Below are 24,283 nucleotides of genomic sequence, written 5' to 3'. Positions count from 1 at the left end.
GTGAATCTGGGCAGGAAGTGCGGTATTTTCGTCGATTCGCCGAAACGAATGCGCAATAGTGAAGATCACCCCCTCCGACGAACGCCTGTTGTCGCTGCTGCGCGAGGACGCGCGCGCGTCCACCGCCCAGATCGCGCGGCGGCTCGGGCTCTCGCGCACGACCGTGCAGAGCCGCATCGAAAAGCTCGAGCGCGACGGCGTGATCAGCGGCTACACCGTGCGCACGCATGACGACTACGAGCAGGGCCGCATCCGTGCGCACATCCTGATCACCGTGCTGCCCAAGAAGATGCCGGCCGTGGTGAAGGCGCTGCGCGATATCCCGGAAGTGCGCCTGCTGCACTCGGTCAGCGGTGCCTACGACCTGGTCGCCCTGGGCGTGGTCGGCGGCGTCAACGAGATGGACGTGCTCACCGACGCCATCGGCGCCATCGACGGCGTGGAGCGCACGACCAGCGCGATCATCCTGTCGACCAAGTTCGAGCGTTGAATGAGCCGGGATTGGGCATTCGGGATTAGGGATTCGTAAAAGCGGGCCAGCTTGCGTCGTACAGCGTTCGGTCCCTGGACCCTGCTCTTACGAATCCCCAATCCCCAATCCCCAATCCCCGCCGCAGTTACACTATGCGGCTACTCCGCCAACGATCCTGCGGCCTTGAAGAAGTCCGATTTCCATTACGAGCTGCCCGAAGAACTGGTCGCCCAGGCGCCGCTGGCCGAACGTGCCGCCAGCCGCCTGCTGGTGGTGCCGCCGGCGCCAGCGGCCTTCGGCGACCGCCAGGTGCGCGATCTGCCCGAGCTGCTGCAGCCCGGCGATCTGCTGATCTTCAACGACACCCGGGTCATTCCGGCGCGCTTGTTCGGGCAGAAGGCCAGCGGCGGGCGAGTGGAGATCCTGATCGAGCGCCTGCTTGGCGAGCGCGAGGCGCGCGTGCAGATCGGCGCCAGCAAGTCGCCCAAGGCCGGCAGCGTGATCGCGCTCGATGCCGGCGGCCAGGCCGAGGTGCTGGGCCGCGATGGCGAGTTCTATCTGCTGCGTTTCCAGATCCCGACCCCGCTGGAGCACTGGCTGCTGGAGGCTGGCCGCCTGCCGCTGCCGCCCTATATCCGCCGCGAGCCGGGTGCCGAAGACCGCGAGCGCTATCAGACCGTGTTCGCGCGCGAAGTCGGCGCGGTCGCCGCGCCCACCGCCGGGCTGCACTTCGACGAGCCGCTGCTGGCGCGCCTGCGCGAGCGCGGGGTGGAGTTCGGCCACGTCACCTTGCATGTGGGCGCCGGCACCTTCCAGCCGGTGCGGGTGGACAAGCTCGACCAGCACGTGATGCACAAGGAGTGGCTCAACGTCGGTGCCACGCTGGTCGAACAGGTACGCCGCACCCGCGCCCGCGGCGGCCGCGTGATCGCGGTGGGCACGACAGTGGTGCGCTCGCTGGAAAGCGCCTGGCGCAAGACCAAGGCCGCGCCCGAAGGCGAATTGCAGCCATTTGCCGGCGAAACCCAGATCTTCATCCTGCCCGGCTACCGCATCCGCAGCGTCGACGCGATGGTCACCAACTTCCATCTGCCCGAAAGCACCTTGATGATGATGGTCTGCGCCTTCGCCGGCCGCGAGCGCATCTTCGCCGCCTACCACCACGCCATCGCGCAGCGCTATCGCTTCTTTTCGTACGGCGATGCGATGTTGTTGTGGGGCGGGGAATCGGGAGTCGGGAATGGGGAATCGTAAGGCGGGACCCGCCGAACGATCAGCCACCTGCCAACCGCTCTTCCCATTCCCGATTCCCGACTCCCCATTCCCGGCCCCTCAATGTCCCGACTCCAGTTCCAGCTCCAAGCCACCGACGGGCATGCCCGACGTGGGCGCCTGACCTTCCCGCGTGGCACGGTCGAGACGCCTGCGTTCATGCCGGTCGGCACCTATGGCTCGGTCAAGGGCATCCTGCCCGAGCAGATCCGCGCGCTGGGTGCGGAGATCATCCTGGGCAACACCTTCCACCTGTATCTGCGCCCGGGCCTGGAGGTCATCGGCGATCACGGCGGGCTGCACGGATTTGCGCGCTGGGATGGGCCCATCCTCACCGATTCCGGCGGGTTCCAGGTGTTTTCGCTGGCGCATCGCCGCAAGATCACCGAGCAGGGCGTGACCTTTTCCTCGCCGACCGATGGCGCGCGGGTGTTCCTGGGCCCCGAAGAGAGCATGAAAATTCAAGAGGTGCTCGATTCGGACATCGTGATGATCTTCGACGAGTGCACGCCGTACCCGGCCACCGAGGACGTCGCGCGCCGCTCGATGGAGCTGAGCCTGCGCTGGGCGCAGCGCTCGCGCGACGCGCACGACGGGCTGGGCAACGATGCGGCGCTGTTCGGCATCGTGCAGGGTGGGGTGCATCCGGACCTGCGCAGCCGCTCGCTGGATGGTCTGCAAGGCATCGGTTTCGACGGGTATGCGATCGGCGGGCTGGCAGTGGGCGAGCCCGAGCACGAGCGCAACGCCATGCTCGAACACCTGCATCCGCGCCTGCCGGCCGAGCGCCCGCGTTACCTGATGGGCGTGGGCCGCCCGGAAGACCTGGTCGAAGGGGTGGCGCGCGGAGTGGACATGTTCGATTGCGTCATGCCCACCCGCAATGCGCGCAACGGCCACTATTTCACCTCGTTCGGCACCGTGCGTATCCGCAACGCCAAGTACGAGCGCGACCTGGACACCATCGAGCCGGGCTGCGGCTGCCATGCCTGCAGTAGCGGCTATACGCGCGCCTACCTGCGCCATCTGGACCGCTGCAACGAAATGCTGGCGCCGATGCTGGGCACCCTGCACAACCTCTGGTACTACGAAAAACTGATGGCCGACATGCGTGCGGCGATCGCTTCGGGAACCTTTGTGGAGTTCCGGCGGTCCTTCTATGCGGCACGCGGCGCCATCACGCCGCCGTTGCCGGGGGAAACCAGCTGAGACCGGCCGTCCGCGCCCCGGCGCGGACGGCGTGGAACCTGCGTGGCATAATTCCCTGCTGTTCCGCCCCGGCGGTACCTGAATAGCGAGCGGGCCCACGGGCGCGCTGGCACCAAACTAGGATGCACTGAATGAATCTGCTCGATTTCCTGATCCCCGCTGCCCAGGCGCAGGCCGCTGGCGGCGCGCCGGCACCCGGCCCGATGGGAGGCCTGTCCACCTTCGCGCTGCCGATCATCCTGATCGCCGTGATGTACTTCCTGATGATCCGCCCGCAGATGAAGCGTCAGAAAGAACACAAGGCGCTGCTGGACAAGCTGGCGCGCGGCGATGAAGTGATCACCTCCGGCGGCGTTGCGGGCGTGATCACCGACATCGGCGACAACTTCATCAGCGTGGAAGTGGCCGACAACGTGCGTATCCGCGTGCAGAAGAGCGCCGTGGGCCATGTGCTGCCGAAGGGCACGCTGAAGTCGGCGAGCTAAACGCGTCTTGCAACGGCTGCGCCGCTGTCAGGCAGGCGCAGTCGCCAGGTGGAACCGGAGGTTGTGACCCACCGGTTCCGCCGTACCGCCCGTATCCATCTGAAGACCATTGGCGACGTTGTACCGGTCGCTTGAAGTCGTTCTCACTGCTAGGCGCGGCGCCGGGATGGTGCCACGCGGGACTGTCGCAATGCTCGAATTTCCTCGCTGGAAGTACTTCCTGATCCTGCTGGTACTGGCCGTCAGCGCGCTGTATGCGTTGCCCAACGTGTACCAGAAGGACCCGTCCGTGCAGATCACCGCCAGCCGCGGTGCGCAGCTCGACGACGCATTGCGCAGCCGCATCGACGGTGAGCTCAAGAGCGCCGGCATCACCCCAAAGGCGATCACAAAAGAAGGCGACAGCCTGATGGTGCGGTTGCCTTCGCTGCAGGCGCAGACACGCGCCAACGACGTGTTGCGTCAGCAGCTGGGCGAGAACTACACCGTGGCGCTGAACCTGGCTTCCACCGTGCCGGACTGGTTGGCCAAGCTGGGCGGCCGGCCGATGGTGCTGGGTCTGGACCTGGTGGGCGGCGTGCACTTCGCCATGCAGGTCGACCAGAAGGCCGCGCTGGAAAAGCGCCTGGACGGGTTTGCCGAAGACATCCGCACCACCTTGCGCGATGCGCGTATCCCGTATCGCTCGGTGGAACGTCGCGCCGACAACAGTATCCAGGTCAACCTGGGCGAGGGCGCCAATGCCGACGCCGCGCGCGTGACGCTGGCCAAGGCGCAGCCGACCCTGACCTACGACGTCAGCGGCCAGAACATCGCCGTGAAGGTGCCGGAGGCCGAGCTCAAGCAGATCGCCAGCGGTGCGATCGAGCAGAACCTCACCACCTTGCGCAACCGCGTCAACGCACTGGGCGTGTCCGAGCCGACCATCCAGCGCCAGGGCGAGGACCGCATCGTGGTTGAACTGCCCGGTCTGCAGGACACCGCCGAAGCCAAGCGCCTGATCGGTGCCACCGCCTCGCTGGAATTCCGCGCCGTGGTCGACGGTAATGCCGACGATGCCGTGCGCAGCGGCAACATTCCGCCGGAGGCCAAGGTCTATCGCCTGCGCGACAGCAACGCGCCGGTATTGTTGAACAAGCGCGCGCTGGTGACCGGCGACCAGATGGTCAGCGCATCGGTCAGCACCGACCAGAACGGCATGCCGGCAGTGGCGGTGACGCTCAACAACGTCGCCGGCCAGCGCATGTTCGACTACACCAGCGCCAACGTCGGCAAGCTGATGTCGGTGGTCTACATCGAGCGCATTCCCACCGTGACCATGGTCGACGGCAAGGAAGTGCGCAGCGTACGGGTCAAGGAAGAAGCCTTGTCGCCGACCCGCATTGCCGGCGTGTTCGGCAAGAACTTCCAGACCACCGGTCTGGAAAAGACCGAAGCCGAGAACCTGGCCAAGCTGCTGAAATCGGGCTCGCTGGCCGCGCCCATGGACTTCGTCGAGGAATACGTCATCGGACCGAGCCTGGGTGCGGAGAACGTGGAGCGCGGCGTCACGGCGGTGGTCTACTCGTTCCTGTTCACCCTGGTGTTTTTCACCATCTACTACCGCGTGTTCGGCGCGATCACCTCGGTGGCGCTGCTGTTCAACCTGCTGATCGTAGTGGCGGTGATGTCGCTGTTCGGTGCCACCATGACGTTGCCGGGCTTTGCTGGCCTGGCGCTGTCGGTCGGTCTGTCGGTGGACGCCAACGTGCTGATCAACGAGCGTATCCGCGAAGAGTTGCGCCTGGGCGTACCGGCCAAGTCGGCGATCGCGGCCGGTTACGAAAAGGCCGGCGGCACCATACTCGACGCCAACCTTACCGGCCTGATCGTGGCGGTGGCGTTGTATGCGTTCGGTACCGGCCCGCTGAAGGGCTTCGCGCTGACCATGATGATCGGTATTTTCGCCTCGATGTTCACCGCGATCACGGTCTCGCGTGCGCTGGCGGTGTTGATCTACGGCAGCCGCAAGAAGCTGAAGTCTGTCGCTATTTAATGCGAGTCCCTCGCAAGAGCCCGTCTGTAATGCGAGTCCCTCGCAAGAGCCCGCACATCCATGTGCGGACTGCTTAGGAAGATCTTTCGATGAAAATTTTTCCGCTTCACCTGATCCCGAACGACACCAAGATCGATTTCATGAGCTGGCGCAAGCCGGTGCTCATCTTGATGCTGGTGTTGGCAGTCGCCTCGGTCGGCATCATCGTCGGCAAGGGTTTCAACTATGCGCTGGAGTTCACGGGCGGCACGCTGGTGCAGACCTCGTTCCAGAAGACCGTGGACGTGGACCAGGTGCGCGAGAAGCTGTCCAAGGCCGGCTTCGAAAACGCCCAGGTGCAGAACGCCCGCGGCGGCAATGAAGTCATGATCCGCCTGCAGCCGCATGGCCAGAACAACAATCGCGACGATGCCGCGCGCACCGTTGCCGAAGATGTGCGCAAGGCGGTGACCAGCGATGAGAATCCGGCCACCGTGCAGCCTGGCGAATTCGTCGGCCCGCAGGTCGGCAAGGATCTGGCCTTGAACGGCGTGTATGCCACGGTGTTCATGCTGGTGGGCTTTTTGATCTACATCGCGTTCCGCTTCGAGTGGAAGTTCGCGGTGGTCGCCAGCCTGACTGCGTTGTTCGATCTGCTGGTCACCGTGGCCTTCGTGTCGCTGACCGGCCGCGAGTTCGACCTGACCGTGCTGGCCGGCCTGCTGTCGGTGATGGGCTTTGCGATCAACGACATCATCGTGGTGTTCGACCGCGTGCGCGAAAACTTCCGCGCCCTGCGCGTGGAGCCGCTGGAAGTGCTTAACCGCTCGATCAACCAGACGCTCTCGCGCACGGTGATCACCGCGGTGATGTTCTTCCTGTCGGCGTTGGCGTTGTACATCTACGGCGGCGAGTCGATGGAAGGCCTGGCCGAGACCCACATGATTGGCGCGGTGATCGTGGTGATCTCCTCGGTGATCGTGGCCGTGCCGATGCTGAGCATCGGGCCGTTTGCGGTGACCAAGCAGGACCTGCTGCCCAAGGCCAAGGACGTGGAGGCGCTGGCGCGCCGTCCTTGATGGGTTGGCAAAGGTGTGACGAGAAAACCGCGCATCGCGCGGTTTTTTCGTTTCTGGCGTTGGGCGTCGTGACTGCATGGTTGTGCACCATGACGTCACTACCCAAGATTGTGACAACTCGGGATTTCGTCGGGCACGTCATGCCGATCGATACGCAGTACTTCGCGGTAGAAAAACAACAGCACAGCCAAACGCCTGGTTCTGCGTGCCGCAGACACCTGCGCATCGTCGCCAAGCGGGTGAGGAACGCCTCGACGCGCGCCTGGCCCATCTGCACAAACAACACCGGCTCGGATAGGCCTGCTCGGCGCTGTCCTGCTCGCAGGCGGTTGCGCACTTGACCGAGTAACTGCGTTGGCGGACGTGCTGTTACGCCATTGTTTTTGGTGGCGTATTTCATACGCCTGTGTCCTTGCTGGATAACACTCCAAGCGTCTGCATGGTCGGGGTCGATCTCATCGTGCTATCCCGTGATCGCGGCCAGGATTTCCCCCATTCACAAAGCGCCAGCGATCGCAGATACTCCATGCAACACCGCATTTCGGCGGTCCAATAGTAGTTAGGGCTCATGTCAGAGGCTGTCGTAATCCAAATCACAGCAGACCGAGACAGCGTTTGTGCTGGAGATGACTGTAACTCACACCGAGCAACGTTTTCCATTGCGGCATCCTCAAATATCCTAGAGGTGCTAGTCGCTGCTTGGCGCGCTTGCCCGCTGGCAGACATTTCCGGAGGGCAAGCAACATGGCTAATTGATGTTGCTGGCTCTGAAAGCCCCATTGGCGTTATGGCTCAACAGTGGCATCAGCCCAGGCTTTTGATTCATCCTGAGACAAGCGCGACTGATCTGTTTAAGGGCAAGGAGCCATCTTTGTATTTCCGCTATTGGTGCCAGAGCAATCCAGACGCAGTGCTTGAGGCTATCCAGGCTAAGGCACCACTACCGGCGCGATACTCGTGATGAGTCCTAACAACTCATTCAAGCCGAAATTGCTTCGCAACTCGGCTTAATTCAAGCGTTAGGCTCCACATGACAGAGAATGCTTGCCCAGACTGCGGTGCTTCCGTGCTCAGATCGATCTCTGGTCGATCTGTCGTGCTGTCCTGCAGCGAGTGTGCTTGGGCAGTTGCAACGACAAACTATGAGCGCCCTGAATGGGATGAGAAAAACTACCTGGTGTTCCTAACTGCAACTAGCGATAACCTTACCAGGGCGGCAGGTCGAGTTGCAGCGGAGCTTGGCGTTTCGGGTCATGAGGCACTCCAAGCTTTGAGGGATGGCAAACCTCTCAACTCCACATTCACTGCAAGTGATGTGATCAGGTTTTATGGCATGTTGGTGCCATTGGGTTTCACTGTTGCGACAGAGCCGCCGTTTCCATGGGGCTTCAACTAATGGAGCCTAACAATTCATCCAAGTCAACGCCGCTTTCCGGCGCGGCTTAACTGAGGCGTTAGGCCGCAATGGACGGAATCTTGAGGAGATGCGATGAATGCGAGAGCCAATATGTCGCCACCGCTTCAAACATGTCGTGGCTGTGTCCAGAGTGCGCTCATGTTATGTATGCCACACCGAAATGCTCGCATGAGTTCATTTCAGGGTAATGTGTCATCTGCGGCTGGAATGGCTCCAGCTCGCCATACATTCAATCCCTACTGCGGCGACCTAAGTCGTCGGCCTAACAGTTCAATCAAGCCGACATGCCTACGGCACGCGGTTTATTTCCAGCGTTAGACCGCATGGACAGCACCGCATCGCGTCAGACATTAGTGCTCTCTCTAGTCCGCGCCCTCTGTGGCGAGGTCCACCCGGAATTGCGTCAAGCCTCGATCGAGGCCGATGAAAACGCATTTATCGTACGCCTCCGCTTCGAGTACGACGGTTTAGCTGCCGGTCTCGCGACGCCCCCCCGATTTTGAGTAGCACCTCAGTTTGGAGTCCAATTCCCTAACTCGAGGAGATTGGACGTGAAGAAGCGTTTTTCTGAAGAACAGATCATCGGCTTCCTGCGCGAAGCTGATGCCGGTGTGGCGATCAAGGACCTGTGCCGGCGGCATGGCTTCAGCGAGGCTTCCTATTATCTGTGGCGCAGCAAGTTCGGCGGGATGAGCGTGCCCGATGCCAAGCGGCTCAAGGACCTTGAGTCCGAGAACGCGCGGCTGAAGAAGTTGCTGGCCGAGCAGCTGTTCGAGAACGACCTGATCAAGGATGCACTGCGAAAAAAGTGGTGAGCGCACCGGCGCGTCGCATGCTGGTGCGCGAGTGGATCGGGCGTGGTGCCAGCGAGCGTCGTGCGTTGGCAGTGATCGGCATGAGCGCCAGTGCGCTGCGATATTGCCCGCGCGAAGATCGCAACGTCGAACTGCGCGAACGCATCTGTGCGTTGGCGCATCGCCATCGCCGTTATGGTGTGGGGATGATCTATCTCAAATTACGACAGGAAGGACGCATCGTGAACTACAAGCGTGTGGAGCGGTTGTACCGCGAGCAGCAGCTGCAGGTCCGGCGCCGCAAGCGCAAAAAGGTGCTGATAGGAGAGCGTCAGCCGCTGCTGCGGCCATCGCAGGCCAATCAGGTGTGGTCGATGGATTTCGTGTTCGACCGCAGCGCCGAAGGCCGAGTGATCAAGTGTCTGGTGATCGTGGACGATGCAACCCACGAAGCGATCGCCATCGAGGTGGAGCGCGCAATCTCGGGCCATGGCGTGACACGCGTGCTGGATCGGCTGGCGCACAGTCGCGGCTTGCCACAGGTGATCCGCACAGATAACGGCAAGGAGTTTTGCGGCAAAGCGATGGTGGCCTGGGCACATGCGCGTGGCGTGCAGTTACGGCTGATCCAGCCTGGCGAGCCAAACCAGAACGCCTACGTCGAATCGTTCAATGGCCGGCTGCGCGACGAATGCCTCAACGAGCACTGGTTCCCAACCCTGCTGCATGCGCGTACCGAGATCGAACGCTGGCGACGCGAATACAACGAGGAGCGACCCAAGAAGGCCATTGGCGGCATGACGCCATCTGCGTATGCCCAACAGCTGGCCAACACCGATATCATCAACCCCGGACTCTAAACCCGGCCGCTACTCAGAGCGGGGGGACGTCGCTCGCGCAAGAGTGCTGTTCTTGCGCAGCCACAGAGGTCATTGCGGACTTGGCTGCACCCTGGGACCTAGATGAGCAGCACGTGTCTGTTCCCGCCCCTAGTGCCCTAAAGCCGCTGAGACATGTGGTCTACCGACGTTGGGAGCCTGAGAGTGCGGCCTAGCAATTCATTCAATCCGACGCCGCTTCGCGGCGCGGCTTAATTCAGGCGTTAAGCCCCATGTATCGAGTAGTCCTTGCCTGTAGTGGAGTTCCTGCGCGGGTCGGCGCTGCCGCTGCCTGTGACATCGCTGATGAATTCACGCACCGACCCTGGCACCAGAACGTTCAGTGCTTGTGGAATGGCTCTCGGCTGCTGCTGCAAGCGGACAACGACTAAGACACAGATGGTTCTGCCCTGACGGACGAGTTCTCGGACGCCATTGCAGCGTGCATTGCAGAGGGCTTTAATGGCAGCATCACAGTCGAGTCGGTCACAGCGTTAGCTGGAGCCTAACAATTCATTCAAGCCGATGCCGCTTCGCGGCGCGGCCTAATTCTGGCTTTACTCACTATGAGAAAGTTCTTAGCAACTTTGGCTTTGCTTCTGTCAGTTTCGGGCGTGGCCTGCTCAACGCCTAGGTCGCCAATTGACGTCTCTGGACTCACCGAAGCTTCCATGAACTTCGACCAAGAGGGGATAAGGCCATTTCTGCACGAGCTCTCTAGTTCCATTGCTTCCAACTTGGATGCTGACGCACTTACCGAGGCAATTGCTGCGCTGCCAGTGGAGCAAACAGGCAATTGGGAGTTCTCCGTCAACTCAGACGGACAGACAGAGCGGTTAGTAATAGTCGCATTCAAGGACGACATTGATGCTCCTGATCTTTCGTTCTACACGTCGCCGGGGCTGGCTGCCAAAATCCAGCGGCAGCTAGAGTCTTTTGCGCAAGTTCAAGGCTGGTAGGCCTAACAATTCATTCAAGCCGTAACAGCGTCGCGGCTCGGCTCAATTCAGTATTGGATGGAGTGGGCGATATGCACAGTATTGGAATTTTCTTTCGGATTGATCGCCAAGACTTGTATGTTCCGTTAGTGGAAATTTTCCAGGAATTAAAGCGATCAAAGGACACGGAAGATTTTGGCTCCCCCTTGGACTGGAAGGGAAAGCTACATCCTGAGGTAGCTTCTCGTCTATTCACGCTTTCAGATAAGGAGCGGGCTGCCGATCATCACCTCAGATCCACTAGGCCGATTATTACCATGTCACCTCATGATGCCGTCGGCTCTTCTTGGGATTTCGGCGAAATCCTGGATGCTGTGGAGAGGGGTGACTATCAGCTGCGTGAAGTTGAAAAGGTGGATGGCGACACGGCAGAACTCCGGATCGATCCGCATGGTTATCCGTATGGCGGGATTGGAGCATTCATTGCGCTGACTGAGGCTCATGGGATGCACGTCCTTGGCACCAACGAATACGGAAAGTATGAGCCCCGTGATGTTTTGGAGTTGGTGCAAGGCTCGTCGGCAAAGAAGTGGTGGCAGTTCTGGAGGTGACAGCTTCCTTTTAGCAATTCATTCAAGCCGAACCCGCTTTGCGGCTGGGCTTAACTCGGGCGTTAGGCAGTGGTGGGTCATTACAGCGACCGGCTTGCGCGCGACCCGATCGGCCGATAACGCTTCATTGCATACGGTTGCGCGCCTAGCGGCTCATCGAACTCATTGGCCAAATCCGGCAAATGCCCAGGCCAACCGAGTCGACGCAATGCGTTGCACTGCAGTAAATGCAACGCACCCGCCGCTCACTTCAGGCAGTGATGCCCACCAAGCATGCGCGCAACGCGCGCAGCTCTCTTCGGCTCACAGATTCCAGTCGATCCGCATGCCCGCAATCAACGCGTTCTTCAGATCGTTGGTGCGGGTCGGTTCGTTGAACTGGTCGGGGTTGATCACGTAGTGCAGGTTCGGGGCGATGCGCAGGCGCTTGGTGACCTGGATGCCGTAGCTGAGCTCCATCATGATCTGGTTGTCGGCGGGGGTGCCGGTGCCGCCGGCGGAGGCGCGGGCCAGGCGCAGGTTTTCGATCGCTTCGTCGCTGTACTTCTGCTGGGTGATCACGAAGGCGATGTTGTCCTGCGGGCGGCTGGCGAAGGTGCCTTTCTGCACCAGGCCGAGCTGGATGAAATGGTCTTCGATGGCTTGGCCGCCGGTGCTCTTGAGCATGGCGCCGAAGACGGTGAGGCCGCGCGTACCCGACGGGTCGGGGTTGGTGACCTGTTGTTCGAAGCGGGCGAACATGCCCGAGCGGCCCTGCTTGTTCTCGTAGCCCAGGCCGCTGAGCACGGCCGGGTTGCCGTTGCGGTCGCGCAGCGGGTCGGTGTAGTCGGAGTTGTCCTGCCAGCCGCCCAGTTCGTACATGGCGGCCATGCTGCCGTCGCCACCCTTGTTCTTGTAGCCGACGGCATAGGGCACGACCACGCCGGTGGTGTCGTTGGTGCTCCAGTTCAGGCCGTGCTGGCCGTCCTGTGCCTGGATGGGGTTGACCTCGTAGGCGCCGACATGCAGATAGACCTTCGGTGTGACCCAGGCGGTGGCATGCGCGGCCCAGCTGGAGACCGGCCAGTAAGTGAAGTTGCTGGTGCGGAACACGAAGGTGGGGTTGCCGCAGGCCGAGTTGCCCTGGAAGTACTGGCACAGGTCCGAGCCCAGGAAGTGGATGTTGGCCACGCTGCGGCCGGCTTCCAGTTCGAGGCGGTCGTTGAAGAGCTTCTGCAGCAGGGTGAAGTTGGCCAGGCGCGTGCCCTGGCCGCCGTAGATTTCCTGCACCGAGGTGCTGTTGCCGATGCTGCTGTTGGCCAGGTTGGTGCCGTGGCGGTTGCTGACGTACAACTTCACCGTGGCACCGTTCCAGCCGAACAGGCGGTCCATGTCGACATCGGTGCCGACCATCAACTGGCCGGCATAGGCGTTGCCGCTTTTGCGGCCGCCGTCGATCATCGAGGCGGCTTCGCCGGTGTAGCCCAGCTTGAGCTTGAAGGCGTCGGCGGCGTCCTGCGCGTGGGCGAGCGGGGTCAGTGCCAAGGTCAGCGACAGGCACAGCAGGCGGGGGCGGGCACGGCGGGGGGCGAGAGCGGTCATGGCAGGACTCCGGACAAAAGGGCGTGGCCGTGGTGGCGAACGCGACAACACATGGGTGGGCAAGCCGCTGGTAGCGCACCTGGGTGCGCGCAGCGGTGAAGCAGGTCAGGGGCGCGCGGGAAAACTCAGGCGCGTCAGGTGCGGCGGCAGGTCCATGCCGCCGGAGGTGCCTCAGGCAACGACGTCGGTCACTGGCTTCTTGAGCAGGCGCAGCGCGATGGCCGTGACCACCACACCGACCACCAGGGCCAGCACGTAGTTGAGCAGGTGGGTGACGGCGTTGGGGATCAACAGCACGAAGATGCCGCCGTGGGGTGCCTTCAATTCGGCACCGGCGGTCATCGAGATGGCGCCGGCCACGGCCGAGCCGATCACCAGCGCCGGGATGGTGCGCAACGGGTCGCGCGCAGCGTACGGGATGGCGCCCTCGGTCACGAAGGCCAGCCCGAGCACGCCGGCGGCAGTGGCCGAGCCGCGCTCTTCGGCGGTGAAGCGGTTGCGGAACACCCAGGTCGCCAGCGCGATGCCCAGCGGCGGGGTCATACCGGCGACCATGGCGGCGGCCATCGGGGTGTAGACCTGGCTGGCGATCAGGCCGGTGGAGAACGCATAGGCCGCCTTGTTGACCGGCCCGCCCATGTCGAAAGCCATCATGCCGCCGAGCAGCAGGCCCAGCAGCAAGGCGCTGCTGCCCTGCATGCCGCGCAGCCAGGCGGTGAGCCAGGCCAGCAGGTCGGCCACCGGCTGGCCGAACACGTACATCATCGCCAGCCCGACCAGCAGGGTGCCCAGCACCGGCAGGATCAGCACCGGCTTGAGGCCTTCCAGGTTGCGCGGCAGCTTGATGTAGCGGTTGAGCGCCGCCACGCCGTAGCCGGCGATGAAGCCGGCAATGATCCCGCCGAGGAAACCGGCGTTGAGATTGGCCGCGACCAGGCCGCCGATCATGCCGGGCGCGATGCCGGGGCGGTCGGCGATGGAGTAGGCGATGTAACCGGCCAGGGCCGGCACCATCAGGGTGAAGCCGGCCTTGGCGCCGATCTGGAACAGCGACCAGGCCAGCGTGCCCTGGTGCGCATCGTCGCCGGCGTAGATGCCGCCGAGGGCAAATGCCAAAGCAATCAGCAGGCCGCCGGCAGTGACGAACGGCAGCATGAACGAGACGCCGGTCATCAGGTGCTTGTAGGCGCCGGTGCGGCCGGTGCCCTTGTTCGCGGTGCCGCTGGCAGCGGTGCCGGTGGCAGGAGTCGCGCCGCCCTGCACGCTGGCGTCGGCCAGCGCCTTGTTGATCAGCGCCGGGCCATCGTTGATCGCCGGCTTGGTGCCGCTCTTGAACACGCGCTTGCCGCCGAAGCGGGCCAGGTCCACTTCGCGGTCGGCGGCAATGATGACGACGTCTGCTGCGCGGATTTCTTCGTCGGTGAGTGCGTCCTGCGCACCCACCGAGCCCTGGGTTTCCACCCGCATCTGGTAGCCGAGTTTCTTGGCGGCCTGCTGCAGGCCTTCGGCGGCCATGAAGGTGTGCGCGATGCCGGTAGGGCAGGAGGTGATGGCCACGATGCGCTTGTTGCCGCTAGCGGTGCCACCGGGATTGCCGGCGACGGCCGGGTCGGCGTGTGCGGCCAGCTTGCCGATCGCAGCGGCCGGGTCGTCCAGCACCGCGCCCAGGCTCAGGCGCACCAGTTGCGCATCGCCAAAGCGGGTGGTGTCGGCATCGGCGTCGCCGACCACCAGGACCTGGGCGGCACTGCTGGCGAGTTCGCCCGGCAAGGCGCCGAGCACGCCCTGGTCGCTGCGGATTTCGATCGTCACGCGACGGCCGGCGGCAGTGGCCGCGCGGCGCAGCGCTTCGGCCGCCAGGACGGCTTCGGTACTGCGTTCGCCAGCGGCGATGACCACGATGGAAGAGGACATGGCAAAACTCCTGCTGTGTTGCGGTCGCCGGTGTTGTCGGCGGGGGGAATTTCAAGCGTTATGCGTGGCGGTGACGCGCGCGATCTGCCGCGGCATGCAACTGCCGGCCCGACGGCCGCCTGGGTGCATGCATCGGCAGTGGCCAATGGCGGCTCATGACAGCATTTCGATCACGACCTCGGTTGCGGCGCGGCGCACGCCCTCTGGCGTAATCCGGCGCGCGTCGCCGCTTTCCAGCCGGCACATCGAAAACGCCGTGGCCAGCCGTGCGCACTGCTCCAGCGTGGTCGCGGCATCGAGCGAGGCGGCGGCCAGGCCGGCCACCATCGCATCGCCTGCACCCACGCTGCTGCCGTGCGCCAGGCGTGGCGGGCGGGCGATCAGCCGCTGGTCGCGTTGCACGAACAGGGCGCCTTCGGTGCCCATCGAAATGACCACCAGCTGGATGCCGCGGGCGATCAGTTCGTGCGCGGCGGCGCTGAGTGCGCCGCGATCGTTCAACGGGCGGCCGGTCCAGGCTGCGAGTTCGTCGCGATTGGGCTTGACCGCGTACGGCAGCGCCTGGCGCGCGGCTTCCAGCGCTCTCACCAGCGGCATGCCACTGGTGTCCAGCAGCACGCGCGCACCGGCCGCGCTGGCCTGGGCCTGCAGTTGCGCCCAGCTGTCGTCCGGCAGCCCGGCCGGCAGGCTGCCCGACAGCACCACCGGCAGGCCGGGGCGCAGCAGAGGGGCGAGATGGTCGGCCACGCCTTGCAGGTGCGCAGGCCCCAAGCGCAGGCCGGGCAGGTTGATGTCGGTGGTGTCGTTGCTGCGCGCGTCGACCAGCTTGAGATTGGTGCGGGTTTCGCCGGCCACGCGCTGGCAGTGATCGGCAATGCCGCGTTCGCGGAACAGGGCTTCGAACACGCCGGCGTTGCCGACCCCGAGCACGCCCAGCGCGGCAACCTGGCTGCCCCAGTCGGCCAGGCACGCGGCCACATTGATGCCCTTGCCGCCGGCATCGTTGCGCACGCTGCTGGCGCGGTGCACGGCGCCCGGCTGCAGGTGTTCGAGCTGGATGGTCTGGTCGATCGCCGGGTTCAGTGTGACGGTGATGGCCTGCAGGCTCATGCCTTGTCCTCGCGCTTGGCTTCCAATGCGCGCACCTGTTCGGCGGTTTCGCACGCCAGCGCCTGTTCGGCGAGGTGTTGCAGCTGGCTCAACGCGGCGCCGCGCAGGCGTGCCTTGACCGCCGGGATGTCGTTGGGCGTCATCGACAATTCCTGCACGCCCAGGCCGGCCAGCAGGCTGGCGCCGAACGCATCGCCGGCCAGGCCGCCGCAGACGCCGACCCAGCGATCGTGCTTGCGCGCACCGTCAATGGTGCTGCGGATCATGCGCAGCACCGCCGGGTGCAGGCTGTCGGCTTCGGCGGCCAGTTCCGGATTCTGGCGGTCGATCGCCAGCACGTACTGGGTGAGGTCGTTGGTGCCGATCGAGAAGAAGTCTGCGTGGCGCGCCAGCACATCGGCCTGCGCGGCGGCGGCCGGCACTTCGATCATGATGCCGATCGGCACCTCCGGTGCGTCGAGGTCGGCGCGGAGGCGTGCGCAGATGGCGCGCAGCGCCACCAGTTCCGGCACCGAGGTGATCATGGGGAACATGATCGACAGCCGCGCCCCGTCCTTGGCGGCGCGATACAGCGCACGCAGTTGCGGCTCCAGCAGGTCGGGGCGACGCAGCAGCAGGCGCGCGCCGCGCACGCCCAGGAACGGGTTTTCTTCGTGCGGCAATTCCAGATGCGCCACTTGCTTGTCGCCGCCGATATCCAGCGCACGCACGATCAGCGGGCGGCCATCCAGCGCCTGCGCCATCGCCAGGTAGGTGGCATGTTGTTCGTCTTCGCTGGGCGTGCGGCCGCTTTCCAGGAACAGGAATTCGGTGCGCATCAGGCCAACGCCTTCGGCGCCCTGGGTCAGCGCCATCGCGACCTGGTCGGGCAGGTTGACGTTGGCGCCGATGTCGATGTGGTGGCCGTCGGTGGTTTCGGCCGGCAACGCGCGCTGCGCGGCTTCGCGCTCGCGGATGGCCTGCTGCTCGGCGATATGGGTGCGGGCCGCATCCAGATCCTGCTCGGACGGGTCGATGTACAGGCGCCCGCTGCTGCCGTCGATGATGGCGGTGACGCCGTCTTCGATCTCCAGTAGCTGGCCGCCGGCCGCGACCAATGCCGGCAGGCCGAGCGTGCGCGACAGGATGGCGGTGTGCGAGGTCGGCCCGCCCTGCGCGGTGGCCAGGCCGAGCACGCGCGCGGTGTCCAAGTTGGCGGTGTCCGAAGGCGACAGGTCGCTGGCGAGCAGGATGCACGGCTGCTCGGGCAGGTCGGTAAGGCCGGCGCCGGCGGCGGCCGGGTCGAGCTGGGCCAGCACGCGGCGGCCGACATCGCGCAGATCGGCCGCGCGGCCCGCCAGCACCGGGTTGCCGAGGGCGGCCAGGCCGGAAGCGATCTGTTCCACCGCCTGGTGCCACGACCACGCCACGCCGTGGCCTTCGACCATCAGCTGGCAGGTGCGGGTGATCAGGTCGGTGTCGTTGAGCAGTTCGGCCTGGGCCTTGAAGATGGCCGCGTCCGAGGCGCCGAGCCGGCGCTGGGTGTCGTCCTGGATCGCCGCCAGTTGCTGGCGGGTGCGGGTCAGCGCGTCGTGCAGCAGCGCGCCGCCATCGCCCAGGCCGACCGGGTGATCGGCCACCTCGGTCTGCGCCGCACGCAGCCGGTGCACGATGCCGATCGCCACGCCCGGGCTGGCGCCGATGCCGACGATGGCCGGCTGCGCCTGCGGCGGCGTCCAGCCGGCCACCGGGGCGGCGCGGCGTTGCGCGGCACGCTCGGCATCGGCCTTTTCCTGCGCGGTCAGGCTGTCCATGACGGCGCGCAGGCGCTTGAGCAGTTCCGCTGCGTCGCTGCCTTCGGCCGACACGGTGATGCTGTCGCCGGCACGCAGGCCCAACTGCAGCAAGCCGACCAGGCTCTTGGCATCGGCGGCCTGGTCGCCGGCGCGCACCTGCGCACGGGCCGAGAAGCCGCGCGCGGTTTCGGCCCAGCGGGTGGCCGGGCGCGCGTGCAGGCCGCTGGGGTAGGCGATGGTCCACTCGAATGTTTCGGCCAGATCGGTGGCCGGCGCGGCATTGGTCTCGGGCGCGCGGTCGCCGGTGAGCGCGGCGACGATCACGCCGGGGTCGTCGGTGCTGAACAGCGTTTCGAGCTGGGCCGGGTCCTGGATCAACCGGGTCAGCCGGCGCAGCAGGGTGATGTGGGTATCGGACTGCGCGGCGATGCCGACCACCAGCCGGGTGATCTGGCCGGGGTTCCATTCCACGCCATCGGTGAGCTGCAGCACCGCGATGCCGTCGCGGCGCACCAGGTGGCGGTCTTCGCCGACGCCGTGCGGGATCGCCAGGCCGTGGCCCAGGAAGGTATTGGCCAGGCCTTCGCGCCGCCGCATGCTGGCGTCGTAGCCCGGCGCGACGCAGCCGGCCGCGACCAGCAACTGGGCGGCCTGGGCGATGGCGTCGTCCTTGTCGCGGGCAGAAGCGCGCAGGCGCACAAGGTCGGGGGTGACGGGGGCGGGCGACGGAGAGGACAAGGCGGGCTCCGGATGAGGTCGGGCTGGGAAGTATAGTGGGAACGTTCCCACGATCCAGGTCAATGTGCGGTGCACAAAAACGCTGTAGTGCTTTCGGGTTAGCATCAAGACCGACACCGCGCCTGGGTCAGGGTGCGCAAAATGGAGCGGGAACGGTCCCAGTGAGTATCAGCATCAATGACGTGGCCCGCGTGGCCGGAGTGTCCAAGTCCACGGTGTCGCGCGCGCTGGGCAGCGGCCCGGTCAGCGAGGAAGTGCGTGCCAAGGTGGAAGCGGCGGTGCGCCAGACCGGCTATCGGCCCAACCTGATGGCGCGGCGATTGCGATCCCAGCAATCCGGCATCCTGGGGGTGATCGTGGCCGACATCCGCAACCCGTACTTCACGGCGCTGATCCGTGCGGTGGAAGAGGTCGCCTACCGGGCCGGTATGCGCGTGACGCTGTGCAATACCGATGAAGATCCCGAGCGAGAGGCGCTATACCTGGAGTTGATGCAGGAAGAACGCATCACCGGGCTGATTTTTGCGCCGACCCGGGTCACGGTGGGGCGCATGCACGAGCTGGCGCTGGATTACCCCACGGTGCTGGTGGATCGCGCCGGCCCCGGCAGCCGCTACGACAGTGTGGTGCTGGATAACGGCGCGGCCATGGCCGAGCTGGTGGCGCATCTGCAGGCGCAGGGCTACCGGCGCATCGGCGGGCTGTTCGGCAGCACCAGCACCACGGCGGCCGAGCGCCGCGATGGTTACCTGGCCGCGATGCGCGCGCAGGGGCTGCAGCCGGATTACCGCGAAGTGGCGCCCACCGCCGAGGCGGCGATTGCCGAGTTGGGTGCATGGCTGGCCAACGACCAGCGGCCCGAGGCCATCGTGACCAGTAACAGCCTGCTGCTGATGGGCGCACTGAAGGCTGCACGCACCGCCGGCCTGCGCCTGCCGCAGGATCTGGCCCTGGCCGGGTTCGACAACGAGCGCTGGACCGATCTGGTCGAGCCGGGCATCACTGTGGTCGAGCAGCCGGTGGAAGACATGGGCCGGGCGGCGATGTCGCTGCTGCTGGAACGGTTAAGCAATCGGCAATTGCCGATCCGCCGCTTGGTCATGACCGGACGTTGCGTGGTGCGTGGGTCGACTGCTGCGCGTATGCCGGGCGTGGTGTAGAGCGGCGGCGAGGGTCTGTTGGGTGCGGTGGGTTTGACGGGAATGCGTTCGCGCCCGAGTGCGCTCCTACAAAGAGGGCCGTCTGCCGTGGATTGCGGACCTGCGCGATGCCGGCGAACCGGAGGTGTCACTTGCCGTGATTGTTCAGGCCCCTTGCGCCGATCATTGCAACCTGCCGACATCGCCGCCTCGTAGGAGCGCACCTGGGCGCGACGGGCGTTTTCGGTAGTGCGTTCGCGCTCCGGTGCGCTCCTACAAGGGGCGGATTCGCAATGGTTTCCACCGATGCTGCACAAAAAAAGCCCCGGCATTGCCGGGGCTTTGATTTGCATCTACTGCCTGACTCAGCGATCCGGGCGGTGGGTTCCGCCATCGTTCTGCACGGCCAGATATTCCTTGGACTGCTCGTCCAGCTTGTCGCCCAGCATGCGGCGCACCACCACGAAGAACAGCGGGATGAAGATCACGCCGAGCACGGTGGCGAACACCATGCCGCCGATCACGCCGGTACCGATGGAGTGACGCGAGTTGGCGCCGGCACCGGTGGAGATGGCCAGCGGCAACACGCCCAGGATGAAGGCGAACGAAGTCATCAGGATCGGGCGGAAGCGCAGGTGCGCCGCTTCCAGGGTGGCCTCGCGCAGGGTCTTGCCCGCCGCACGCTGCTCAACTGCAAATTCCACGATCAGGATCGCGTTCTTGGCCGCCAGACCAATCACCGTGATCATGCCGATCTTGAAGTACAGATCGTTCGGCAACCCGCGCAACATCGAGAAGGTGATCGCGCCCAGCACGCCGATCGGCACCACCAGCAGCACCGCCACCGGAATCGACCAGCTCTCGTAAAGCGCGGCCAGGCACAGGAACACCACCACCACCGACAGCGCCAGCAGCAGCGTGGCCGCATTACCGGCGATGATTTCCTGGTAGGACATGCCGCTCCAGTCGAAACCGAAGCCCGGCGGCAGATCGTTGTTGACGATATCTTCCATCGCGCTCATCGCCTGGCCGGAACTGCCGCCCGGAGCCGGGTTGCCGACGATGTTCACGGCCGAATAGCCGTTGTAGCGGTTCAGGGCCGGCGAGGCGTAGTTCCACTCGGCCTTGACCACGTTGCTCAGCGGGATCATGGCCGGCTGACCGTCGGCACCGGTGGCCGTGGCGCTGGGGGTAAAGAAGTTGCGCAGCGACTCGGGACCGGCGCGGAACTGATCGTCGGCACGCATGTTGACGCGCTTGATGCGGCCCTCGGCGAAGTAGTCGTTGACGTACACCGGCGCCAGCATCAGCTGGATCGAGCTATAGATATCGCTGACATCCAGGCCCATCGATTGCGCCTGCACGCGGTCCACGTGCAACTGCAGCTGCGGCGAGTTTTCCAGGCCGTTCGGACGCACGCCGACCAGGGTGTCCTGCTTCTCCGCCGCCTTGCCGAGCACGATGTTGCGCGCATTGATCAGCGCTTCCTGGCCGGCACCGGAACGGTCCTGCAGCCACATGTCGAAGCCGCCGAACTGCCCCAGGCCCTGCACGGTGGGCAGGTTGACCACGAAGATCTGCGCGCCCTTGATGCCGTAGAAGGCGCCATTGAGTTGCTGGATCAACTGCTCGGCAGTGACGTCGCGTTCTTCCCACGGCTTGAGCCGGATGAAGCCCATACCGACGTTTTCGCCCGAGCCCAGGAAGCTGAAGCCGGCGATCTGCAGCATGCCTTCCACGGCCGGCTGCTTCTCCAGCACCGCACGCATCTGCGCGAACGCCTCGTTGGTGCGGATCTTGGTCGCGCCCGGCGGCAGCTGCACGATGGCCACGGCAAAGCCCTGGTCTTCTTCCGGCAGGAAGCTGCCCGGCATGCGCGTGAACAGGAAGCCGCACAGCACCACCAGCGCCACGAACGCGATCATCCATGGCGGCGAGCGCTTGAGGGTATGGCCCACCACGCCGACATAGCGATGCGCCAGCTTGTCGTAGTACTTGTCGAAGGTGCGGTAGACCCAGTTCTTCTTGGTCGAGTGGGTCGACTTGAGGAACGCGCCGCACAGCGCCGGCGTGAAGCTCAACGCCAGGAACGCAGAGAAACCCATCGACATGGCGATGGTCAACGCGAACTGCTTGTAGATCGCACCCGAGGCGCCGGGCTGCAGCGAGGAGGGGATGAACACCGCTGCCAGCACCACGGTGATGGCCACCACCGCGCCGGTGATCTGGGTCATCGCCTTCTGGGTGGCCGCCTTGGGCTCCAGGTGCTCCTCGCTCATGATGCGTTCGACGTTCTCGATCACCACGATCGCATCGTCCACCACGATGCCGATCGCCAGCACCATCGCAAACAGCGTCAGCTGGTTGATGGTGAAGCCGATCATGTACATGCCGAAGAACGTGCCCAGCAGCGCGACCGGAATCACCAGCGTGGGAATCACGGTGGCGCGGAAGTTCTGCAGGAACAGCAGCATCACCAGGAACACCAGCACGATGGCTTCCACCAGCGTGTGGATCACTTCCTCGATGGAGATGCGCACGAAGGTGGTCGATTCGTACGGCGCAAACCAGGTCACGCCCTGCGGGAAGGTGGGCTGAAGTTCGTCGAGCTTGGCGCCGACCGCCTCGGACACGTTCAATGCATTGGCGCCCGGCAACAGCTGGATACCGAAGGCACCGGTGGGCTTGCCGTTGTACTGGGTGTCGAAGCCGTAATTGCTCGGCCCCACGGTCACGCGTGCAACGTCCTTCAGGCGCACGGTGGCGCCGTTGTTGTCGGTGCGCAGGATGATGTTCTCGAACTGCTCGGGCGAGCTGAAGCGGCCTTCCGCCGACACCGTGGCGGTGAAGCTGATGCCTTCCGGGGTCGGGTCGGCGCCCACCGAACCGGCAGCGAACTGCACGTTCTGGTTACGCACCGCGGTCAGCACCTGGGTCGCCGACAGGTTGTAGCCCTGCAGTTTCTCTGGGTTCAACCAGATGTTCATCGCGTACTCGGCGCCGAACTGGTTGGTGCTGCCCACGCCGGGCACGCGCGAGATCTGCTCGAGCACGCGCGAACCGACGATGTCGTTGAGCGCGTCGCGGTCGATCGAGGGGTTGTCCGAGCGCAGTGCGGCCACCATCAGGAAGCCGGCGTTGGCCTTGGCCACCACCACGCCCTGCTGGGTCACTTCCGAGGGCAGGCGCGGCGTGGCCAGCGACACCTTGTTCTGCACCTGCACCTGCGCGATATCCGCGTCGGTGCCGGTTTCGAAGGTCAGGGTGATGGTCACGCGGCCGTTGGCGGCCGAGGACGAGTTGAAGTACAGCAGGTGGTCGATACCGGTGAGCTGCTGTTCGATGACCTGGGTCACCGCCTTTTCGGCGGTGTCGGCGCTGGCGCCGGGGAAGTTGGCGGTGACGGTGACCTGCGGCGGGGCGATCGTCGGGTACGACTCGATACCCAGATTCAGGATCGAGATCACGCCCGCAAGCGAGATCAGGATCGCCACCACCCACGCAAAGACCGGGTGTTCGATAAAAAACTTAGGCATGTCCGGGTTCCGTCACTGCTGCTTGGACTGGGAGTCGGCCGGCTGCGCGGCCGCATCCTGCGTGGGCTGTTGCTGGGCGGCCGGCGCCGCTGCATCGGCCTTGTCGGCGGACGGTGCGGCTTTCGCGTCGCCGCCCTGTGCCGCGCCGGGCGCCGCGCCCGCTGCGCCGGGCTGGCCGCCTTGTGCCGGCTTGTTCGGATCCCACGGCACGCCCTTGGCCGGCTGCCCTTCCTTGGCCTTCTGCACGCCATCGACGATGACCTGATCGCCCGGGGTCATGCCGCCGGTGACGATCCACTGGCCCTTCTGCTGGCCGTCGACGGTCAGGTTCTTGCGGACCACCTTGCCGTCCTTGCCCAGCACCAGGGCGTAGGGTCCGGTGGCATCGCGCTGCACCGCCTGCTGCGGCAGCAGGTAGGCATTGTTGCGCTGGCCCAGGCTGGCCTTGAAGGTCACGAACGCGCCTGGCAGCAGCGATTGTTCGGGGTTGGGCAGGGTGGCGCGCAGCGACACCGCACCGGTGCTCGGGTCCACCGTCACCGCAGACACGTCCAGCGTGCCGGGGTGCTGGTACTGCGTGCCGTTGCCCAGCTCCACGTTGATGGACGACTTGCCGTCGCCGCTCAGCTGCACGTTGCCGCTGCTCTGCGCCTGACGCAGGGCGGCCAGTTCTTCGCTGCTCATGGCGAAGTTCACGTACAGCGGGTCGATCTGGTCCACGGTGGTGAGCAGGGTGGCTTCACCGGCACCGACCAGTGCGCCTTCGGTCACGCGCTGAATGCCGGCGCGGCCGGTGATCGGCGAGGTCACGGTGGCGAAGCCGAGCTGGATGCGCGCAGCTTCGACCGCGCCGCGCGCCTGCTGCACGTTGGCCCCGGACGAACGCTCGTTGGCTTCGGCGGTGTCGATGTCGGCGCGCGAGACGTACTGCTGCGGCGCCAGGCTGCGTGCACGCGTCGCGGCGATCTTGGCGTTGGTATAGGTCGCTTCGGCGGCGGCCAGCTGGCCCTGCGCCTGCAGCAGCGTGGCCTTCAGCTGCGAGGGGTCGATCTGGAACAGCGGCTGGCCCTCTTTGACGTTGGCGCCTTCGGTGTACAGGCGCTTGAGCACCACGCCGTCCACGCGCGCGCGCACGTCCGCCGAACGGTACGCCGACAGGCGGCCGACCAGGTCGCGTTCCAGCGGCAGCGTCTGCGGCTTCATCTCCAGCACCGAGACTTCCGGCGGCGGCGGTGCCTGCTGTTGTTCGGGCTTGCTGCAGGCAGCCAGCGCCACGGTGATGGCACAGGCCAGGCCGAATGTGCGGAGCGGGGCAATCATC

Annotated in this window: 18 protein-coding genes; 12 read left to right on the top strand and 6 right to left on the bottom strand. The window is 65.0% G+C overall.

Going from position 1 to position 24,283, the window contains the following annotated elements; translation table 11 throughout:
• Positions 1–58: 58 nt before the first annotated feature.
• The 11 genes from ACCQ16_RS12470 (at position 59) to ACCQ16_RS12420 (ending at position 11,169) form a co-directional block, all read left to right on the top strand.
• Positions 59–490, top strand: coding sequence for an Lrp/AsnC family transcriptional regulator (locus tag ACCQ16_RS12470; RefSeq protein ID WP_008574410.1), 432 nt, complete (start codon positions 59–61; stop codon positions 488–490).
• 165 nt (positions 491–655) lie between these two features.
• Complete coding sequence (gene queA, locus ACCQ16_RS12465) at positions 656–1,726, top strand: tRNA preQ1(34) S-adenosylmethionine ribosyltransferase-isomerase QueA (RefSeq protein ID WP_277572694.1); 1,071 nt, start codon at positions 656–658, stop codon at positions 1,724–1,726.
• 81 nt (positions 1,727–1,807) lie between these two features.
• On the top strand, positions 1,808–2,953 hold the full coding sequence (tgt, locus tag ACCQ16_RS12460) for a tRNA guanosine(34) transglycosylase Tgt (RefSeq protein WP_218505795.1): 1,146 nt from the start codon (positions 1,808–1,810) through the stop codon (positions 2,951–2,953).
• A gap of 131 nt (positions 2,954–3,084) precedes the next feature.
• Positions 3,085–3,438, top strand: a complete 354-nt coding sequence (yajC, locus tag ACCQ16_RS12455; protein WP_003489768.1) for a preprotein translocase subunit YajC — start codon at positions 3,085–3,087, stop codon at positions 3,436–3,438.
• A gap of 190 nt (positions 3,439–3,628) precedes the next feature.
• Positions 3,629–5,473 carry a protein translocase subunit SecD gene (gene secD / locus ACCQ16_RS12450; protein WP_014090428.1) on the top strand — a complete coding sequence of 615 codons (1,845 nt, stop codon included), beginning with the start codon at positions 3,629–3,631 and terminating at the stop codon, positions 5,471–5,473.
• A gap of 89 nt (positions 5,474–5,562) precedes the next feature.
• Entirely contained in the window at positions 5,563–6,531 is a 969-nt protein-coding gene (gene secF, locus ACCQ16_RS12445; protein ID WP_010372305.1) for a protein translocase subunit SecF, read from the top strand.
• Positions 6,532–8,232: 1,701 nt separating this feature from the next.
• Entirely contained in the window at positions 8,233–8,451 is a 219-nt protein-coding gene (locus ACCQ16_RS12440) for a MafI2 family immunity protein (RefSeq protein ID WP_506175199.1), read from the top strand.
• 48 nt (positions 8,452–8,499) lie between these two features.
• Positions 8,500–9,602 (top strand): IS3 family transposase gene (locus ACCQ16_RS12435; protein WP_506175357.1). Its coding sequence is split into 2 segments (ribosomal slippage): positions 8,500–8,758 and positions 8,758–9,602, totalling 1,104 coding nucleotides; the frame shifts between segments, so codons are not numbered across the junction.
• Positions 9,603–9,682: 80 nt separating this feature from the next.
• Positions 9,683–9,796 (top strand): hypothetical protein, encoded by a 114-nt coding sequence (locus ACCQ16_RS12430; RefSeq protein ID WP_506175198.1) that lies wholly within the window; start codon positions 9,683–9,685, stop codon positions 9,794–9,796.
• A gap of 495 nt (positions 9,797–10,291) precedes the next feature.
• Positions 10,292–10,579, top strand: a complete 288-nt coding sequence (locus ACCQ16_RS12425) for a hypothetical protein (protein WP_218196158.1) — start codon at positions 10,292–10,294, stop codon at positions 10,577–10,579.
• A 71-nt stretch (positions 10,580–10,650) separates the two neighbouring features.
• Positions 10,651–11,169 (top strand): hypothetical protein, encoded by a 519-nt coding sequence (locus ACCQ16_RS12420; RefSeq protein ID WP_218490650.1) that lies wholly within the window; start codon positions 10,651–10,653, stop codon positions 11,167–11,169.
• A 303-nt stretch (positions 11,170–11,472) separates the two neighbouring features.
• Here the strand turns inward: ACCQ16_RS12420 and ACCQ16_RS12415 are convergent, their stop codons facing one another.
• The 4 genes from ACCQ16_RS12415 to ptsP all read right to left on the bottom strand — a co-directional run bounded on the left by ACCQ16_RS12415 (position 11,473) and on the right by ptsP (position 18,287).
• A complete protein-coding gene (locus tag ACCQ16_RS12415; RefSeq protein WP_218505800.1) occupies positions 11,473–12,750 on the bottom strand; it encodes a carbohydrate porin in 1,278 nt (425 codons plus the stop codon).
• A gap of 171 nt (positions 12,751–12,921) precedes the next feature.
• Complete coding sequence (locus ACCQ16_RS12410; RefSeq protein ID WP_029819650.1) at positions 12,922–14,664, bottom strand: PTS fructose transporter subunit IIC; 1,743 nt, start codon at positions 14,662–14,664, stop codon at positions 12,922–12,924.
• Positions 14,665–14,817: 153 nt separating this feature from the next.
• Positions 14,818–15,774 (bottom strand): 1-phosphofructokinase, encoded by a 957-nt coding sequence (gene pfkB / locus ACCQ16_RS12405; RefSeq protein ID WP_011347812.1) that lies wholly within the window; start codon positions 15,772–15,774, stop codon positions 14,818–14,820.
• Positions 15,771–18,287 (bottom strand): phosphoenolpyruvate--protein phosphotransferase, encoded by a 2,517-nt coding sequence (ptsP, locus tag ACCQ16_RS12400; RefSeq protein WP_277572695.1) that lies wholly within the window; start codon positions 18,285–18,287, stop codon positions 15,771–15,773. Before ptsP ends, pfkB begins: the two co-directional genes overlap by 4 nt.
• 161 nt (positions 18,288–18,448) lie before the next feature.
• Between ptsP and ACCQ16_RS12395 the strand changes: the two genes are divergently transcribed.
• On the top strand, positions 18,449–19,447 hold the full coding sequence (locus ACCQ16_RS12395; protein ID WP_008571279.1) for a LacI family DNA-binding transcriptional regulator: 999 nt from the start codon (positions 18,449–18,451) through the stop codon (positions 19,445–19,447).
• 344 nt (positions 19,448–19,791) lie between these two features.
• Here the strand turns inward: ACCQ16_RS12395 and ACCQ16_RS12390 are convergent, their stop codons facing one another.
• The gene (locus ACCQ16_RS12390; RefSeq protein WP_011347809.1) at positions 19,792–22,962 is read right to left on the bottom strand and encodes a multidrug efflux RND transporter permease subunit; all 3,171 of its coding nucleotides are present in this window, start codon (positions 22,960–22,962) and stop codon (positions 19,792–19,794) included.
• 12 nt (positions 22,963–22,974) lie between these two features.
• On the bottom strand, positions 22,975–24,282 hold the full coding sequence (locus tag ACCQ16_RS12385; RefSeq protein ID WP_011347808.1) for an efflux RND transporter periplasmic adaptor subunit: 1,308 nt from the start codon (positions 24,280–24,282) through the stop codon (positions 22,975–22,977).
• Position 24,283: the final 1 nt, after the last annotated feature.

The sequence above is a fragment of the Xanthomonas sp. NCPPB 1062 genome (genome assembly GCF_041481705.2).
In the GTDB taxonomy this organism is placed as follows: Bacteria; Pseudomonadota; Gammaproteobacteria; order Xanthomonadales; family Xanthomonadaceae; genus Xanthomonas; species Xanthomonas euvesicatoria.
Note: the sequence above shows the minus strand (reverse complement) of the source record. Positions and strands in the feature narration are given on the sequence as shown.